Below are 17683 nucleotides of genomic sequence, written 5' to 3'. Positions count from 1 at the left end.
CCCGTAAAACTCCGGACGCGCAGTCGTAGTACGTTAGCAAGAAGTCACGCGGGCTACGGCCCGGCTCATGAACCTGGTTTTCCTTGCCCCTATGCCCACCACCCTCTCCCTGTTCCAGCTTAACGACGTGCATGGCTACCTGAACCTGCACCAGGAGCTGTTTTACGGGCCCGCCGGCCCCACGTACCGGCCCAGTGGGGGCTACGCCCGCATTGCCACGCTGTTGCAGCAGTGGCGCCAGCAGTACCCGGAGAGTCTGCTATTCGATGGGGGCGACACCTTCCACGGTACCCGGCCGGTGGTGGACACCCAGGGCGAAATCCTAGTGCCCATCCTCAACGAGCTGGGGGTGGCAGGCATGACGGCCCACTGGGATTTTGCCTACGGCCCCGCCCAGCTACGCCAGCTGGTTGACCAGTTGAACTACCCGTTGCTGGCGGCCAACGTGTATGACCAGACCTCGGGGGACTTGGTATACGCTCCGTACCAGGTCTACGAGGCGGCCGGGCTGCGCGTCGGGGTTATCGGGCTTGCGTGTCCTATCGTCGACAAAACGATGCCTGCCCATTTCGGCGAGGGCTTGCGCTTCACCGATGGTACGCTGGAACTGCCGCGCCACGTGGCCCAGCTACGCCAGGCTGAACGCGTGGACTTGGTAGTACTGCTTTCCCACTGCGGCTTTCCGCAGGATGTAGCCTTGCTGCAGGCGCACCCCGGCGTGGACGTATGCCTGAGCAGCCACACCCACAACCGCCTCTATGAGCCCTTCCGTGCCGGCGACTGCCTGGTTATCCAGTCCGGCGCCCACGGCTCCTTTGTAGGCCGCCTCACGCTGACCATAGAAGGTGGCCGCGTCACGGCCCACGAGCACGAACTGCGCGAAGTCACGGCCGACCTGGTGCCTGACCCGGGCCTGCAGGCCCGCATTGACGCGGCGCTGCTGCCCTATGCCTACCTGCGGGAAACGGTGGGCGTCACGACTACGGGCCTGCACCGGGGTACCGCGGTGGAATGCCCCATGGATGATTTCCTGCTGGAAAGCCTGCGGGCCCGGGTGCCGGCCGACCTGTACTTTTCCAACGGCTGGCGCTACGGGGTCCCCGTGCCGCCCGGCCCGGTGCGCCTGGAAGACCTCTACAACATGGTGCCCATGGACCCCGAGGTTGAAACCGTGCAGCTGACCGGGGCCGAAGTCCGGCAACTGCTGGAAGCCAATCTGGAAAGCACTTACAGCGGGCAGCCCCTGCACCAGATGGGGGGTTACGTGAAGCGGGCTCTGGGCCTGAAAGCCTACTTTAAGATCGAGAACCCGCCAGGCAGCCGCCTGCAGACCGTGTACGTGCAGGGCCAGCCGCTAGACCCCGCCCGCACCTACACGGCCGCTTTCATCACCGCGCAGGGCGTACCGCTCCGCTTCGGGCGGGAGCGGCGCAAGACCGGCCACCACGTGGTGGCGGCCATGCGCGCCTACCTGGAGCAGCACCGCCCGCTGGCCATCGGCAACCACGAAACCTTTCAGGTGGTATAGCAACATCCACCTGCTTTGTTCCCCACGGCCCCCTTTATTTCTACTGATGCCCCCTACCGCTTATGATCAGCAGGGCCTGGCCGCCGCTCGCACCCGCATGGCCAACGAGCGTACTTTTCTGACGTACGTGCGCACCAGCTTGGCCATGCTCGGCTTCGGCTTGGCCCTGATTCAGCTGCACCCCGTGCGGGCCGGCTCGCTGGGTTACTGGGCCGTGGGCTTGGCCGCATTGCTGCTCGTCATCGGCTGGGTACGATTTCGCATGCGGCAGCGCGAAATTGAAAAGTGCCGCCTGTAGCTTCAAACCTCCGCCCCTACGCCGACGTTTTGCGGTAGCGCCATACCGCCACAACAGTGGCCTTGGTTAAAAGTTTGGTACAAAGGTTAAACAGGCTAGTGAGAATTGTCTGACTCTCGGCGGGAGGCCCGCGCCTGCTACGGCTAACCTTTTTCACAAACTTCCCGTGCGCTTAGCCCCGGCGGGGTAATCGAGCTCGCCCAACACCGGCCCGAAGGCCCATTGGCCCGCCAAAAAGGCCAACCTGGAGGCCGGGCCAGCGCGGCAGCGGCGGGTTTCGCTACCTTTAAAGCCTATGAGCACGACCGCCCGGCCCCCAGAACCGCAGAAGACCCCGCCTCTGGTGAGCGGCGCCACCATTGCCCTGGCGTGGCTGCTGTTCAGCGGGTTCATGGTGCTGCTGATTTTCGTGCAGAACCTCTCGGCCGGCACGCCCACCGACTGGCGCGAGGCCTTGGGCGGGCGCCTGCTGCACGGCCTGATTTGGGGGCTGCTCACGCCGGTGGTGTTTGCCCTGGCGGCCCGCTTCAACCTCCTCGAGAGCCGCCACCGGCTGCGGCACCTGCTGGCCCACGCGGCGGCCAGCTACGTCCTCACGCTTGCTTACCGCCTCGTGTACGCCGCCGTGATGCACGGCAGCGGGGCCGTGCCGGGCCGGGTTTCCCTCGCCGAGGTCGTGGCCAACGCCAACAGCTGGGTGCCCATTTACTGGATGCTGCTCTGCATCGCCTACGCCGTGCAGTACCGCGAGCGGTACCGCGAAGGGCGGGTGCGGGCCGCCCAGCTCGAAACCCAGCTGGTGCAGGCCCAGCTGCAGGCCCTGAAAATGCAGCTCCAGCCGCACTTTCTCTTCAATTCCATGAACGCCGTGTCGGCCCTGATGAGCCAGGACGTGAAAGCTGCCCGGCGCATGCTGGCCCAGCTCAGCCAGTTTCTGCGGCTGGTGCTGGAAGGCACCGACGAGCAGGAAGTGACCCTGGAACAGGAGCTGCGCCTCACCCGCCTCTACCTCGAAATTGAGCAAACCCGCTTCCCCGACCGGCTGGCCGTGCGCTACAATATTGCCCCCGATACCGAAGGGGCGCTGCTGCCCGCCCTGCTGCTGCAGCCGGTGGTAGAAAACGCCGTGCGCCACGGCCTGGCGCCCCGCGCCGGGGCCGGTGAGCTGGCCGTGCGGGCCGAAAAACAGGGCGACCGGCTGCTGCTGCAGGTGCAGGACAACGGCCGGGGCGCGGCCGACACCGCCGCGCGGGGCATCGGTCTGCGCAACCTGGAAAGCCGGCTGGCCACACTCTACGGCCCGGACTATGCCCTGGCGGTGGAGTCGGCCCCGGCGTGCGGCTACTGCCTGCGCCTGTCCATCCCGTTCCGGCGGGCGGCGGCCGGCGTTACCCCGGAGCCCGCATGAGCCCCATCCGCACGCTGCTGGTCGACGACGAGCCCCTGGCGCGCAGCCTGCTGCGCGAGCTGCTGGCCGATTTTCCGGCGCTGGCCGTAACAGGCGAAGCCGCCAACGGCACCGAGGCCCTCGCCGCCCTGCACACCGGCGCATACGACGTCGTTTTCCTTGATGTGCAGATGCCCGACCTTGATGGCGTGCAGGTGCTGCGGCGGCTGCAGGCGGCCGGCCAGCCGCTCCCGCTGGTGGTGTTCGTGACGGCCTACGACCAGTACGCGGTGCAGGCCTTCGCCCTCCACGCCGTGGATTACCTGCTCAAGCCCCTGGACCCCGACCGGTTTGCCGACTGCGTAGGCCGGGTGCAGCAGCAGCTGGCGCTGCGCCAGGACCAGGCCCGCGTCCCCGAACTGGAGGCCCTGCTGCACGGTTGGACCGCCCCGGCGGCCGACTACCAGGACCAGTTTCTGGTGAAACTGCCGGCGCGCAGCTTCTTCGTGCCGGCCGCCGAGGTGTGCTACTTCGAAGCCACCGGCAACGGCGTGCTGCTGCACGCGGCCGGCAGGCACTACCCGCTGCGCACGGCCCTAGGCCAGTTGGCCGAGCGGCTCGACCCGGCCGTGTTCCTACGCATCCACCGCTCGTGCATCGTCAACCCGGCCCACATCGTCGACTTCAAGCACTGGTCGCATGGCGAGTACCTGTTTCGCATGGCCAACGGCCAGCACGTCACCTCCTCGCGCAGCTACAGCGCCGGGGTGCAGCAACTGCTCAAGCGCTTCGCCTGAGCCCAGGCCGGGCCGTTGAAGTCCGGTTCAAACTGGTATTGGTCCAGTTGGCCCTCCGGCGGCAGTCATTTCCCCGGGTTGCGCGTTAGCCCTCCAGCCCCCCGCTCATGGGGCGGCCCCAGTGCACGACATGACCAAATCCCTCCTCTTTTTGCTGGCGCTCACCTTCGGCGGAGCCGTTGCGGCCCGCGCCCAACACCACCCGGCCAGCGCCCCCCCGATGCCGGGCATGGCCGGCATGCACATGAACCACGGCATGGCCGCCCCGGGCACCCCGGTCGCCGCCTTCCAGCACGGCATGGATTCGGTGATGGTGGTGATGGACGAGGGCATGCGCCGCATGACCGGCGCCACCCCCAACGACATCGACGCCAGCTTCGCGGCCATGATGCTGCCCCACCACCAGGGTGCCGTGGACATGGCCCGCCTGCAACTGCTCTACGGCAAAGACCCGGCCCTACGCCGCCTCGCCCAAAGCATCATCGCCGAGCAGCAGGTCGAGATTCAGCAGATGGCCGCCTGGCTGAAGCAGCATCCGGTGGCGAGCCAGAGTTCTGGCAAATAGCGCCCAATCAATCAGAACCGTCATGCTTCGACTACGGCTGCGCTCCTGGCTTGATGCGCCACATGCTCAGCATGACGTTCTTTTTCCCAATCCCAAATGAAATTTTCCCTTCTCCCCGGTCTGTTGCTCATTACCAGCGCCGCCGCGGCCCAGGCCGTGAGCCACCGCGACCGGGTGTACACCGCCGACCAGATTTCCAACACCGTTTCGGTCATCGACCCCGTCGACAACAAGCTGCTGGGCCAGATTGTGCTGGGCAAGCCGCAGCCCGATTTGCTCTCGGCGCTCTACAAAGGGCAGGCGCTGGTGCACGGCCTGGGCGCTTCGCCCGACCACAAATTGCTGGCCGTGGTGTCGGTGGGCTCCAATAACGTCACTTTCATCGAAACGGCTACGAATGCCATCCGGGGCAGCGTGTACGTGGGCCGCGCCCCGCACGAGGCTACGTTCCGGCCCGACGGCAAGGAGGCCTGGATAACGGTGCGCGGCGAGGACTACCTCTCCGTCATCGACGTGGCCACGCTGCGCGAAACCCGCCGCGTGCCCGTGCCCAACGGCCCCGGCCAGATTGCCTTCAGCCCCGACGGCAAGCGCGCCTTCGTGTGCTCCAGCTTTTCGCCCGAGCTGGCGGTGGTGGACGTGGCCACCTACAAAGTCATCAAAAAAGTCCCCGTGGTGAGCCCCTTCTCGCCCAATATCTTCCCTACCCGGGACGGCCAGCAAATCTGGTTCACGCACAAGGACGTGGGCAAGGTGTCGGTGCTGGATACCAAGACGCTCACCATCAGCGGCGTGCTGACGACCGGCCCCATCTCCAACCACGTGGCCACGGTGGACGTGGCCGCCGGCAAGCTGGCCTACGTGACGGTGGGCGGCGAGGACGTGGTGAAGGTGTACAGCCGCGCCCCGGGTTTTAAGCAGCTGGCCACCATTCCGGTGGGGGCGCTGCCGCACGGCATCTGGCCCTCGGGCGATGGCAGCCGGGTGTACGTGGGCCTGGAAAACGGCGACTCGGCCGTGGCCATCAGCACCGCGAGCAATAAAGTGCTGGCCAAAATAAAAGTCGGCCAGGCCCCGATGGCCCTGATGTACGTGCCCAACGCCGTGCCGGCCGGCGCGGCCGGCGCCACCGGCCTGGGCCGGCAGCTGGTGGACCAGCCCGCCATCGTCCGCACCCTGAAGCCGCCCACTCCCGGCCCCGCCACCGGCACCATGACCCTGCGCTCGGAAGGGCTGGTGGATTTGGCCACTTTCGCCCTGCGCGGCCTGACGCCCAACACCGACTACGACATCTTCCTGACCAGCGGCACCAAGGCACCCTACCCCCGCGACTACGCCCTGACCACCGTGCGCACCGACGCCAAAGGCGGGGCCATGGGCCAGGCGCTGGGGCCGGTGCAGCGCATCGCGGGCGGGGATTTGAATACATCCGGCAAAAAGTTTTCGCGGGTAATCGTCGCGCCCAAAGCCGCTGACAGCGAACCCGTTTTGGTGGCCGAATAGTCCGCCTTTGGACGGCCACCCAAAGGCCATTAATGGCCGCCGGGACAACCATTCCTGCTGCAATGCCGAGCTAATCTAAACTGAATTCACTTGTAACCACAACCCTACAACATGCAATCCATTTTCAATCAACACACTGGCATCAGCTCGCGGGCGCAGTCGCTCAAACGGTTTCTGCTGCCGGTGGCGGCGTGTGCGCTGCTGCTCGGCGGCTGCAAGAAAGACAACGAGGCCATCGCCGACACCAGCGCGCCGCCGGTGCTCAACATCGTCTCGCCGGTGGAGGGCGCGACCATCATGCCCGGCGGGCGGCTGGGCAACGCCACCACGGCCGACTACAACGGCACGGGCTTCGCCATCAACCTGGAAATCGTGACCAAGGACACCGTCACCATCCCCACCAAGGAAAGCCTCAACATCCGCAACACCGCCGCCCTAGGCCAGCCCAACGTGAACCTGCCCGGCTTCACGGCCAGCCTCGACGTGGACCTGATTAAGCCCGACGGCGGCACCATCCCCAAGGGAACCAACCTGGCCTCGCTCTTCAACATTGCGGGCACCGACGACACGCCCGGCCCCGGCGTGACCACCTGGGTGAGCTGGCACGTGCTGGAGTCGGTGGCGGCCGGTACTACCAGCTGCACGCTGACTACTTCCGTAACGGACCGCGCCGGCCGCAAGGTCACGGCCACCCGCTTGCTGAAGGTAGGCCCCGGACCCAACGGGGCCCTCAGCGGTGAGGCCCTGACGCCCGCCCCCAAACCCATCACTTACGGCACGGTGGACAACCCCGACGGCCCCACGGTGACCATGATTGCCCCGCGCACCCCCTCCAGCATCAGCCCCGGCATCCAGACGGCCGGCGTGCTGCCGGCCCCGCCCACCAGCGGCGCGCTGTTTTTCATCCAGGTGTCGGCGCTCGATAAGTCGCGCAACGGCATCAACGTGGCCGAAAACGGGGACGGCACCTTTGGCAAGCCCGCCGCTGACCGCGGCACGATTGAAGACAAGACGCAATCCAACGCCGGCGTGAACCGCTACGTGCCGGGCCTGAAAGTCACCTTCGACGTGCCCCTGCTCCAGCCCAACGGCAACGTGATTCCGGCCGGCGGCAACCTGGCCCCGGTGTTCAACACGGCTGGCAGCGAGTTGGACCCGAGCGGCTTCGTGCGCACCACCTTCGGCTGGAGCGTGGGCGGTACCCTGCAGCTGGGCGGCAAAACCAGCGTCACCATCAAAGCCGCCGTGACCGACGCGGCGGGCAAAACCGGCAGCGCCACGCAGGTAGTGCAAATCAGCCCCGTGGCCAACGGCCAGCTGCTGACCCCGGCCCCGCGCTAAGGCCCTGAATTTTAGGACGTAGCTCCGCAACGGCCCGAAGGCTGGCCCGTTTCACGACGAGCCAGCCTTCGTTTTTTAGCATCCCTTCCACTCCATTTTATTTTTCCATGCGCATTACTAACTTCTCCACTTTCGCCCTCGCGGCCACCCTGCTGCTCGGGGCCTGCTCGAAAAATAACGATGAGGATGCCCAGCCCGACATGGTAGTGCCGGCCGACCCCGGCCCTCAAGCGCCCAGCGCCAGCGACCGGGTGTACACGTCCGACCAGTCGTCGAACACGGTGTCGGTGCATGACCCGAACACCAACCAGCTGCTGGGCGTGATTCGCCTGGGTAAAGGGCGGCCCCAGTTCCTGAGCCCGCTCTACGACCGGGAAACCAACGTGCACGGCATGGGCGTCTCGCCCGACGGCAAGACGCTGGGCGTCATTGCTACCCTTACCAACGCGGTGGTGTTCATCGACCTGGCCACCAACGCCATTAAGAACACCGTGTATGTGGACCGTAATCCCCACGAGGGCTTTTTCACGCCCGACGGCAAGCAGTTCTGGGTGACGGTACGCGGGGCCGACTACGTAACGGTGATTGACGTGGAGAAAATGCAGGCCGTGAAAAACATCAAGACTGCGCCGGGCCCCGGCATGGTGGTGTTCCGGCCTGACGGCAAGGTGGCCTTTGTGGACCACTCCTTCACGGCCGAGCTGGATGTGGTGGATGTGAAAACCCGCGAAGTAATAGCGCGCGTACCGGTGGTGAGCAAGTTTTCCCCTAACCTGGCCGTAACGGCCGACGGCCAGCAGGTATGGCTTACGCACAAGGACGTGGGCAAGGTGACGGTGGTGAATGCCCAGACCTACGCCGTGGAGGGCGTGATTGACACCGGCCCCGGCACCAACCACGTGAACCTGGCCGGCCCCGGCGGTGGCACCCGCTTCAGCGGCGCGGCGGCCGGCGACTTTGCCTACGTAACCGTGGGCGGCGAAAACGCGGTGAAGGTATACACCCGCCAACGCCAGTTGGTGGCCACCATTCCGGTGGGCCCCAATCCGCACGGCGTGTGGCCCAATGGCGACGGCAGCAAGGTGTACGTAGGCCTGGAATACGGCGACGCGCTGGTGAGCATCGATACCAAAACCAATACCAAGCTGAGCGAAACTCCCAGTGGCCAGGACCCGAACGCCATCATTTACGTGGTGAAGGCCGGCGGTGGCAGTCCCGGCACCGGCAACCTGGAAGCCTTTGTGCCAGTCGCGCCCGTTAACCTGCGCCTGGTACCCGTCGGTACGCAGCCGGTACCCGGGGTAGGCGGCGTGGCCGTTATCCGGCCGGTAGAAGACGTGGACGAGTTGATTCTGGCTCTCAAGCGGCTGGCCCCGAACACGAACTACACCTTATACTTATCGGACAATAAAACCGCGCTGGTAGCCCCGGAACCGGTTATCGCCTTCAAAACCGATGCCGAGGGCGCGGTCGAAGTCAACGCCTACTACCAGATTCGGCTGCGGCTGGCGGGGCGCTTTGCCGTGGTGGTGCTCGGCGACAAGAACCCGGCCGGCGCGGTCACGCTCACGCAGCCGTAAGCCGGCTGCTGACCAAAAAGGCCCCTGGTGCATGACGCATCAGGGGCCTTTTTTATGGGTGCAAACGCTTTTGCCTCGGGTAGCACCGGGGGTGTTTGTTGCTCAACTACCGCCACCAGCCGGGAGCTGGCAGGCCGCCAGCTCCCGGCGGTGCGCCCGAAAGCGCAGCAGCCCTACCGCCAGCACCAATCCCGCCACGGCCAGCGCGGAGTACCCCAACCGGCCGCCCCGCTCGGGGTGAAATTGAAGGAGCGCCAACCCGAAGCCCACCAGTGCCAGGCTGGTGCGCACGTAGGTGAGCAAGGTCCGCTCATTGGCCAGCCGGGTCCGTTGCAGGGCCAGCCGGTCCGACAGGGTGAGGGGGTTGGTGGGGGTAAGCGGCATGGGGGTGGGCTACGTGAGGGTAATGGCCGCGCCCGGTTCGGCCAGCCGGTGAAACGTGATGCCGTGCTTCTCAAAGTACGGCCCGTAGTTCGCGTATCGCTGCTGCACGAAGAAGGGCTTGATGTAGCCGTCGTGCACTGGCAGAATCTGCTGCGGCCGCATTTTCAGGGCGAAATCGGCCACCACCAGCTCCGTGAGAAAAGGCGCGGTGATGGGCAGAATGAGCAGCTCCACGCCCGCGAAGGGGAGCAGATTATGGGCAAAAGAGTCGGCCGGGTTCAGCACCTTGCCATTCACCAGCCAGGCTGTCATCTGTGGCAAGGGGCTGTCGAGAATGGCCTCGTGCTGCACCGGCAGGGCGTGCAGCTGAAACGCGCCCAACTCCAGGGGGCCTTCCTCGTGGATTTGCACGGCCAGGCCGTGCTTTTTCAATTCGGCCGCCACTTCACGATTGGAAATGATGACGGCCTGGCGCAGGGCCACGATTTTCTTTAGCGCCACCACATCAAGGTGGTCGGGGTGGTCGTGGGTAATGAGGACGACCGAGACGTCCTTAAAAACCTCCGGCTGCACCAGGCCTTCGTTGAAGGAAAACTTGCCGGGGTCGAAGAGAATTTGTTGGCCGTCGAGCTCAAACAGCAGGCAGGAATGGATGTACTTGGTGATTTTCATGACCAGACTTAAATAGTGGGGCAGGACGGAAATGCGCGCCGAGAAGAGCGGAAATTTAACTAGCAAACGCTTACGGAAACAAGCGCTGCTAGACCCCTGCCGCCTCCTGCTGCTGGCGCAGGTACACATACAGCCCGCCCAGCACCAGCCCGAACACCGCGTTGGCAACAAAAAAGTACGCCATGCCGCCGGCCGTCAGCACGTGCCCGCCCGCCAAGCCCTGCCCCAGCAGCGGCAGCACCACGAAGCCGTTGAGGACCCAGGGCAGCAGCGAAAACAGGCCGCCTTTTACCCAGCCATTGCCCGGCAGCCGGGGTTCGAACACCAGCACGTACAGCCCCACCATGCCCAGCCCCGTGAGGTAATGAAACAGCAGCTTGAAGCCCTCGGCTTTGACCACGGGCAGCAGCCCGGCCGGCAACACCGGCGTGGTATGCAGCAGCACAAGCTTGAGCAGGCCACCGCTTTCGGCGTTGACGGCCATCAGCGGGGCCGCTTTCAGCACCAGCGTATTGGCGGTGATGGCGACCACGCCGGCCAGCAGGCCCAGGTACAGGCAGGGGTGTTTTTTCATGGGAGGGAGCAGAAAGGAAATAGGACAGGCAATGGGGGAGTATACGGCCACCCACGCGGCACCATTTGGCCCCGATGGGTTCTTCAGTCGCCCAGCCAGCGGTCGGCCACCAGGCCCAACGCGTAGTTAAGCTGCACCAGCAGCAGCAGCCCCGCCCCGGCCGGCACGCTGAGCAAGCACAGGCCCGCCGCTGCCGCGTACTGCACCTGCATCAGGCCCAGGCGGCGCATCAGGGCCCGGCCCACGGCCGCGTGCTCGGGCCGCAGCAGTCCGTGGCGCTGGGCGTAGCGGTAGCTGCCCAGCAACGCCCCGCCCAGCAGCAGCAGGTTGGCCCAGTACACCAGCACGGCCCCGCGCAGGGGAAAATGGGTGGTGAGAAACGCCGTGGAAAAGGGCAGCAGCCCCACCACCAGCAGAAAGGCAATGTGCCACCAGGCCAGCCGGCGGTCGCTGCGCGCCAGGTAGGTGAACTGCGTGCTCTGGCACACCCAGAAAATGCCCAGCGAGAGAAACCCCAGCACGTAGCCCCCGATGCTGGGCAGCAGCGCCCGCAGGGCCGGCCCCACGTCGGCCTCGGTGCGCACGAGGGCGGCGGCCGGCACCCGCAGGTTGAGCACGAGCAGGGTCATGGCGATGGAAAACACGCCGTCGCTGAGCGACTCGATGCGGCGCAGGCTCTGGCCCGCTACTTCAGTGTAGGCCAGGGGCGGTGCGTGGGACGAAGACTGGGCCATCGGCTAGCGCGGCGAACCGCCCGCCCGCCGGGTTTTGCGCGGGGCGGGGGCCTGGCGATGGTCCAGCCGGTCTTCCTCCCGAACGAGCTTGGGCTCTTTGCTCAGGCTTTGGCCGTGGTTCACGCGGCCGTCGCGCATCATGCGGCGGTTTTCGCGCAGCAACTTGTCGTCGGTTTTGCCTTCTTTTTTGAGCATTTTGCCGCCTTCCTGGCCGTGACCCGGTGGGTTGATGGCGGTGAGCAGCAGGCCGGTCAGGGCGAGCAGGCCGGGGTGTTGAGCGAGACGGGTCATGGGGTTTGGATGATGGAGAAGCGGTTGCCGCAGGTACGGCGGCCCGTATTTTCAAACTTGCTTTGTTAGCCCAGCTGCAAGCGAAACAGCGTGGAAAGCGTGCCCGCCACCAGAGCCCAAGCCATGCCCGTAAGCAGGTACTGTTTGGCAATGGTCTTGGGGTCCTGGCTGAATACGTAGCGAAACAGCCAGTGCGGCGTTTCGTGGTCGGCCGGGGGGGCGGCGGGCAACGGGGTGCTAGGCACCGGCATCGGAAGCGAAGGAATAGCCATGCGAATGCGGGAAAGCAAGGTGGAATAGTGAAAACCAAGAGCCATTTGCCCGTCCTGCTGAGCGCAGCCGAAGCAGGACGTTCTTCGTGTTTGCTTTCCGGCCGCCAACGCCCGGCCTATTCCCAGCCGTTGCGGCGGAAAATGGCGTGCCCGTCGGCCGACTGCAGAAAGGCCACGAACTGCCGGGCCGCGGCGGCCTGCGTGGTGCGCTGGGTGAGGGCAATGGGCGTGCCCCGACTCACGCGCTGGTCGCGGGGCAGGCGCACGAGGGCCGAGCCGGGCAGGCGCGGCTGCCAGGAGGCATAGGTTATCCAGGCGTCGTAGTCCTGGGGCTTTTGCTGCCAGAGGGCCACGGCCTCGGCGCTGGTTTTGACCGACGTTTTGGTGTTGTGCTGCAGGTTGCTGATGAGGGCCGGGGTGCGGGCCATGTCCTCGGTCATGCCCATCTGGCCGGCCCCGTTCACGTCGAGCAGGCGCACGCCGGGCCGGGCCAGGTCTTCGAGCCGCTTGATGTGCAGCGGATTGCCCGGGCGTACCAGCACCGCCGACTCGCGGGCATACAGGCTGGTGCGGCTGGCTTCGTCGATAAAGCCGGGGTGGGCCAGCGCCGTTTGGGTGAGCATGTACTCGGCCCCGCCGTACACCAGGTCGGCGTCCTGCTGCGCCTGGGCCAGCCACTTGGGCTCGGGGCCGGCCGTGACGGCCACGTCCAGGCCGGTTTGTTTGGTGAAGGCGGCGGCGCATTCCTTCATGGCCGTGGCCGGGCCGCCGGGGCCGTACACGTGCAGGGTTTGGGCGGCGGCCGGCGCGGCCGCGAGCAGAGCAGGAGACATGAGCAATAGAGCGAAGCGGCGGAGCCGGGTAAGCGGGGATGTTTTCATGGGTATTAGCGCGTTACTTAACGGGCGGCAAAAAGCCGTATTTCTGGTACACGGCCTGCCCGTCTGGGCTGTTAAGGAAGGCCACAAAGTCTTCGGCGGCCTTGGCGTGGGGCGCGGCTTTCATCACCCCGGCCACGTAGTTGGCCATGATGTTTTCCTTGGCCGGGATGGCCACGCTTTCCACCGGGTGGCCCAGCATTTTCTGATAAAAGGCCTCCGTGTACCACACCGGGGCCGCGTCGGACTGGTCGTAGAGCACCCTCAGGGGCGACTGGCGGTGGTGAATCTGGGTCAGGTAAGTGCTGCCGGCTTTCACTTTGGTCGTCATCACGGCCGTTTTCAAGGCCGCGCCCCCGGCCTTCTCGTACGATTCCTCGATGCGCTTGCCGATGCCTTCCCATTCGGGGTTAGGCATGCTCACGCGCACCTCGGGCCGGCCCAAATCGCGCAGGCTGGTCACCTTCTTGGGGTTGCCCTGGCGCACGAGGATGGCCAGCCGGTTCTGGGCGTAGCTGGTGGTGCGGGCAAACCACTCCGGCGTCATATCCATGCGGTTTTTGCCGGCCGCGTACACGTCGGGCTTCAGCTCGATGCGCAGGTTGCCTACTACCAGGCTGCCCTGCGTAATCTGCTTAGCTAGGATGCCGGGCGGCAGCGTTTCCACGAAAATGCGCACGTACTCGGGGTGGGCCTTGCGGAACTCCTTCAGCAAATCATCGAGCACCATGAACTGGTTGCCCCCGAAAAACACCACCAACTGCGGGTCCACCACGTCGCCGTAGAGGTCGGGCGCGTTGTCGATGCCCGGCACCGTGAAGGGCACTCCAGCCTGAAACGGCGCGTTCCAGGGCGGGTCAAAGCGGTGGGCCGGCTCGGGCGGCGTGGGCTTTTGGATAGGCATGGTCTGGGCGAAAAGGGCGGCCGGGGCGGCCAGTGCCAGCGCCAGCAGCAGGTGCGGAAGGGGTTTCATGGGGTTGGGTAAGGAAAGCGGAGAAAAGCACGAAAGCAGCGGAGAGCCCGGCGCTACGGATGCACCAGCGACCAGCCCTGGGCCTGCCGGATAATAAGCTCGCCGTTGCCGCTGGGCACGTAGGAAATCAGCGGCAGCAGCTCGTCCTTGCTCATTTTCCTTTCCTTCAGCGTGTTCAGGCACTGGGCCAGAATCACGCCTTTCTGCTTGAGGGCCGTGAGCTGGGCCTCGTAGGGCTGGTCCTTGCGGTAGAGCGTGGTGCCCCCGCCGAAGGCAATCAGCTCCACGGTGAGCTTGCCTTTAAGCCGGCTGTCCTCCAGCGCGTTGCCGATGTTACGCAGCGTCTGCTGGATGAGCTTGGGGTCGTCGCTGTCGAGCTGGTAGATGACATGGTACTGGGCCTGGTCGGCCGTGGCCCCTTGGAAGGCACCTTTTTGAAAAGCTTCGCGGTCATGCATGGCGGTGGCGTTGCGGGTGGCGGGCGTCTGGGCGCGGGCCGAGAGGGTGAGGCCGGCGAGCAGCGCGGCGGTCAGCAGCAGGTGTTTCATGGCAACTGGGGAAAGGGCACCACCGAAGCAGCGCGGTGAAAACGAAAGGGGTGAAACTGGAAATCGGTGCGGGGCTACTCGCCGCCCTTTTTGCCCGCTTCCATCGCCGCGTAGGGACCAAACTGGTGCTGGTGCTGCGTAAACCGGTCGGCGTAAGGCGGGTAAGGGCAGTCGGCGGGCTTCTTTTTCAGGTTGGGGTAGTCCTTTTCCAGGTGGGCCATGCGCGGGCGGGGCAGCGAGTTGATGTAGGCCGCCACGTCGTAGGCGGCGTCATCGGTGAGGATGCTGTGCTCGGCCGTGGCGCCGAAAGGCATGTTGGCCTTGATAAAGCGGGCCGCCGTTTGCAGGCGGTGCATGCCGGCCCCGTCGTTGTAGCTGTCGGGCCCCCACAGCGGCGGGTACTGGTAGCCATCGGCGGCCAGCGTGCCGTTGAGGCGGCCCTGGCCATTGGCTCCGTGGCAGCTGGTGCACTGCTGGGCGAAGACGATTTTGCCCTGCCCGAGATTCGCCTCGCGGTTGGGCATGGTGAACTTAACAAAACCCTGGCCCTTCACCTTCTCCCCCACTGGCACCTGGCGGCCCAGCCATTTCATGTAGGTGATGATGGCCTTCATCTCCTTGCCGTCCACCGGCAGGGGCCGGCCGTTGAGGCTGCGCGTCATGCACCCATTGATGCGGTCCTCCAGGGTGCTGATGGCATCCTCGCGCCCTTTGTAGGTGGGGTAAATGCCCCAGATGCCCACGTAGGGGGCCGAAAACGCCTTCTGGCCGGCCTGCAGGTGGCAGTTCTGGCAGGCCAGGTTGCTGCCGGCCAGCCGCAGGGCCGGGTTGGCCACTTGCGGGCCGAGGTAGTGGGCGGTGTGGGCAATCAGCTCGTGGCCGTAGCGGATGAGCTGGCCCTCCGGGTCGGGCTTCACGCTGTCGAGCACGAAGCGGGCGGGCTGGAAGAAGTTGGTTTTGCTCCCCACAGCCCCCCCGGCAACGTCAGGCAAGCCCGCCGCAGGCCCACTCGCAGCGGCGGCCGTCGTGGCCGGGGCATCGGCCAGCAGGTCGGGCGTTTTGGGGTTGAAGACGACGATGTAGGCCGTCACGGCTACTACCAGCACCATCAGGGCAATCACCCAGGTCAGCAGGCCAGCGATTTTGATGAAGGCCTGCTTGTCTTCCGGCTGCAGCCGAGGCGAGGGGTCGGGAGTGGTTTCCATGAGGCCAAGGAGAGAGGTGAAACAGGCGGCAATGGCCAGCCAGCGCGCAAAACAACTTGTTTTGCGGAATGCAGACAGTCAATTAGTTAAATCGGGCAAAGCAAGCGCTACCATTCGGCCGCTCTGCCCCGTTCAGGCGGCTAGACCGTGTGCAGAATCACGTAGAGCGAGCCGGTCGAAATCACTACCCAGAGCAGAATGCCCAGCACGTAGGGCTTTATTCCCACCGAGCGCACCACCTTGGCCGAGAGGCCCGCGCCGATAAAGAACAGCGTCACCGTGAGGCCGATTTTGGCCAGATTCACCATCACCGGGCCCAGGGGCTTGGCGGCGGGAATAAAGGTGTTGACCAGCATGGCGGCGATGAAACCAAAGATGAAGTAGGGAATTTTCACCTTCACGCCCTTCTGCTTGAATAGCATGGCCGTGCCGATGGAAATTGGGATAATCCAGAGGGCGCGGGCCAGCTTCACGGTGGTGGCCACTTCCAGGGCCTGGTTGCCGTAGGCCGCCGCCGCCCCCACCACCGAAGAGGTGTCGTGGATGGCAATGGCGCACCACAGGCCGAACTGGTTCTGCGTCATGGCCAGGGCGTGGCCGATGGGCGGGAAGGCGAATAGGGCCACGGCATTGAGCACGAACACCGTGCCCAGCGCCACCGACATTTCCTCGTCCTTGGCCCGCAGCACCGGTCCGATGGCCGCGATGGCCGAGCCGCCGCAAATAGCGGTGCCGCACGAAATCAAATGCACCACGTGCTTGCCCAGCCCCAGCCACCGGCCCACCACCAGGCCCAGCAGCAGCGTGCCGAAGATGGACACCACCGTGAAAATGATGCCCTCCTTGCCGGCCTGCACCGCCGCGTGGGCATTCATGCCAAAGCCCAGCCCGATAACCGAAAACTGGAGCAGCTTGGCCGTGGCCTGCTTGGTTTGCGTGGTGAAGGGGTTGCCGATGGTTTGGGCCAGCAGCAGGCCCAGCGCCAGGGCAATGGGCGGCGAGGCCCAGGGCGTGAGGCAGAACACGAAGAACAGCACGAACACCACCTGCTTCAAGGTGAAGTCCTGCCCGAAGGCCACCCGGGGCGTGTGCAGGTGCCGGAAGAAGCCGGTGGTTTCGTTGAATTCGGGGGCGGCGGTTTCCCCGGCCGGGGCAGGGGCGGGCAGCGGGGTGGAAGCTTGAAGCGGCGTGGGCTGAACTGGGAGGGCCATGAGCGGGAGCGGTTTGTTTCTGAGGCAAATATACGGCGTTGCCCACCGGTTGGATTATCCAATAATATTATCCTGCATAACCAAAAGTTATTGACTGCCCGGGCCGAGCCAGGGTGGCGCGTCCGTTTTGCGTGGCCAAGCCGGCCGCCGCGAGGGCTGGAAACGCCAGCGGCCGGCTCGTACACCACGAGCCGGCCGCTGGACGGATGAACTACTGGTCTGAGGGCTTAGAAGCCGGTTTGCTCGTCTTTCAAATCGAATACGTCGCCGCCAGCGTAGCGCGGGTCGTCGAGGGCGTAGGCGGCGCGCTCTTCGGCGTCGCTGCCCCCCTCGGCTGCGGCAATGGCTTCGGGGTGCTGGTTTTGCTCGACGTGCCCGCGCTGCAAATTTGGGTCAGCAATAGCACCGGGTAGGCAGTATTGCTCGGTGGCTGAGGCATTTTTGCCGCGAAATTCGCTGAACTCGTCGGGGTTGTCGTTCGAGCCGTCGTTGGTCAGGGCCTGGTAGTGGCGGGGCGCGGTGGGGTCGGCGGGGTGGCCGAAGTCGCCGTAGTGCGGGGTGCCATCGTGGGCGGCCGGTTCGGCGGCGGGTTGCGCATCGGTTGGGGCGGGCTGCGGAGTGTTTTCCATGAGTATAAGCAAGTAGGGTGAAGATGGGCGAACCACCCGGTCCGCACTACGCTGCAATGGTACGTAAGCTGCTCATAAAGTGGTGCTTTCAGCGGATACCGAATAGTTATCCAGCATCACCATTTTTTATTTGCCCCCCTTCAGCTGCCCCTGCACGAAGCTCAGGAAGCGCTGCGCCGGCCGGGCCAGTGGCTGCCCCTGCACCGATACCGCCTCAAACTGCCGGGCCAGGTGCAGCCCGGCAATGGGCACGATTTCGAGCAGCCCGGCCGCCAGCTCGCGGTCCAGGGCCCGGCGCGACACGAAGCCCAGG

General features: G+C 65.3%; 20 protein-coding genes and 1 pseudogene. 8 read left to right on the top strand and 13 right to left on the bottom strand.

The window, feature by feature from the left end; all coding sequences use genetic code 11:
- Positions 1–91: 91 nt before the first annotated feature.
- From EU557_RS24560 to EU557_RS24525, 8 genes are all read left to right on the top strand, one after another.
- Positions 92–1528, top strand: a complete 1437-nt coding sequence (locus tag EU557_RS24560) for a bifunctional metallophosphatase/5'-nucleotidase (RefSeq protein WP_245326382.1) — start codon at positions 92–94, stop codon at positions 1526–1528.
- A gap of 46 nt (positions 1529–1574) precedes the next feature.
- Positions 1575–1826, top strand: a complete 252-nt coding sequence (locus EU557_RS24555) for a YidH family protein (RefSeq protein WP_135398464.1) — start codon at positions 1575–1577, stop codon at positions 1824–1826.
- 295 nt (positions 1827–2121) lie between these two features.
- Positions 2122–3234, top strand: a complete 1113-nt coding sequence (locus tag EU557_RS24550; RefSeq protein WP_135533088.1) for a sensor histidine kinase — start codon at positions 2122–2124, stop codon at positions 3232–3234.
- Complete coding sequence (locus EU557_RS24545; RefSeq protein WP_135533087.1) at positions 3231–4010, top strand: LytR/AlgR family response regulator transcription factor; 780 nt, start codon at positions 3231–3233, stop codon at positions 4008–4010. Before EU557_RS24550 ends, EU557_RS24545 begins: the two co-directional genes overlap by 4 nt.
- Positions 4011–4140: 130 nt before the next feature.
- Entirely contained in the window at positions 4141–4575 is a 435-nt protein-coding gene (gene copM / locus EU557_RS24540; protein WP_200799947.1) for a CopM family metallochaperone, read from the top strand.
- Positions 4576–4671: 96 nt separating this feature from the next.
- Positions 4672–6078: a YncE family protein gene (locus tag EU557_RS24535; RefSeq protein ID WP_135533086.1), complete on the top strand. Its 1407-nt coding sequence runs from the start codon at positions 4672–4674 to the stop codon at positions 6076–6078.
- 111 nt (positions 6079–6189) lie between these two features.
- Entirely contained in the window at positions 6190–7419 is a 1230-nt protein-coding gene (locus EU557_RS24530; protein ID WP_073112403.1) for a hypothetical protein, read from the top strand.
- Between the two features lie 107 nt (positions 7420–7526).
- The gene (locus EU557_RS24525; protein WP_135533085.1) at positions 7527–8999 is read left to right on the top strand and encodes a YncE family protein; all 1473 of its coding nucleotides are present in this window, start codon (positions 7527–7529) and stop codon (positions 8997–8999) included.
- A gap of 102 nt (positions 9000–9101) precedes the next feature.
- Here EU557_RS24525 and EU557_RS24520 read toward each other — a convergent pair whose 3' ends face one another.
- The 13 genes and pseudogenes from EU557_RS24520 to EU557_RS24460 form a co-directional block, all read right to left on the bottom strand.
- Positions 9102–9383, bottom strand: a complete 282-nt coding sequence (locus tag EU557_RS24520) for a YidH family protein (protein WP_135533084.1) — start codon at positions 9381–9383, stop codon at positions 9102–9104.
- Positions 9384–9392: 9 nt separating this feature from the next.
- Positions 9393–10055, bottom strand: coding sequence for an MBL fold metallo-hydrolase (locus tag EU557_RS24515; RefSeq protein WP_019949214.1), 663 nt, complete (start codon positions 10053–10055; stop codon positions 9393–9395).
- 88 nt (positions 10056–10143) lie between these two features.
- Entirely contained in the window at positions 10144–10629 is a 486-nt protein-coding gene (locus tag EU557_RS24510; protein ID WP_135533083.1) for a hypothetical protein, read from the bottom strand.
- Between the two features lie 83 nt (positions 10630–10712).
- Positions 10713–11363: a TMEM175 family protein gene (locus tag EU557_RS24505; RefSeq protein ID WP_084539176.1), complete on the bottom strand. Its 651-nt coding sequence runs from the start codon at positions 11361–11363 to the stop codon at positions 10713–10715.
- A 3-nt stretch (positions 11364–11366) separates the two neighbouring features.
- Positions 11367–11654 (bottom strand): hypothetical protein, encoded by a 288-nt coding sequence (locus tag EU557_RS24500; protein WP_073112411.1) that lies wholly within the window; start codon positions 11652–11654, stop codon positions 11367–11369.
- Positions 11655–11719: 65 nt separating this feature from the next.
- Positions 11720–11944 carry a hypothetical protein gene (locus tag EU557_RS24495; protein WP_135533082.1) on the bottom strand — a complete coding sequence of 75 codons (225 nt, stop codon included), beginning with the start codon at positions 11942–11944 and terminating at the stop codon, positions 11720–11722.
- Between the two features lie 98 nt (positions 11945–12042).
- The gene (locus EU557_RS24490) at positions 12043–12807 is read right to left on the bottom strand and encodes a substrate-binding domain-containing protein (RefSeq protein WP_073112416.1); all 765 of its coding nucleotides are present in this window, start codon (positions 12805–12807) and stop codon (positions 12043–12045) included.
- Between the two features lie 13 nt (positions 12808–12820).
- Positions 12821–13777, bottom strand: coding sequence for a molybdate ABC transporter substrate-binding protein (locus tag EU557_RS24485; protein ID WP_019949220.1), 957 nt, complete (start codon positions 13775–13777; stop codon positions 12821–12823).
- 53 nt (positions 13778–13830) lie between these two features.
- Entirely contained in the window at positions 13831–14325 is a 495-nt protein-coding gene (locus tag EU557_RS24480) for a DsrE family protein (protein ID WP_019949221.1), read from the bottom strand.
- A 74-nt stretch (positions 14326–14399) separates the two neighbouring features.
- Entirely contained in the window at positions 14400–15530 is a 1131-nt protein-coding gene (locus EU557_RS24475; protein WP_019949222.1) for a c-type cytochrome, read from the bottom strand.
- Positions 15531–15670: 140 nt separating this feature from the next.
- Positions 15671–16741 carry a YeiH family protein gene (locus EU557_RS24470; RefSeq protein ID WP_210116127.1) on the bottom strand — a complete coding sequence of 357 codons (1071 nt, stop codon included), beginning with the start codon at positions 16739–16741 and terminating at the stop codon, positions 15671–15673.
- Between the two features lie 227 nt (positions 16742–16968).
- A complete protein-coding gene (locus tag EU557_RS24465) occupies positions 16969–17370 on the bottom strand; it encodes a hypothetical protein (RefSeq protein ID WP_135533081.1) in 402 nt (133 codons plus the stop codon).
- Positions 17371–17496: 126 nt separating this feature from the next.
- Positions 17497–17683, bottom strand: a pseudogene (locus tag EU557_RS24460) (LysR substrate-binding domain-containing protein); the annotation flags it as partial.

This window comes from Hymenobacter wooponensis, assembly GCF_004745865.1.
In the GTDB taxonomy this organism is placed as follows: domain Bacteria; phylum Bacteroidota; class Bacteroidia; order Cytophagales; family Hymenobacteraceae; genus Hymenobacter; species Hymenobacter wooponensis.
Note: the sequence above shows the minus strand (reverse complement) of the source record. Positions and strands in the feature narration are given on the sequence as shown.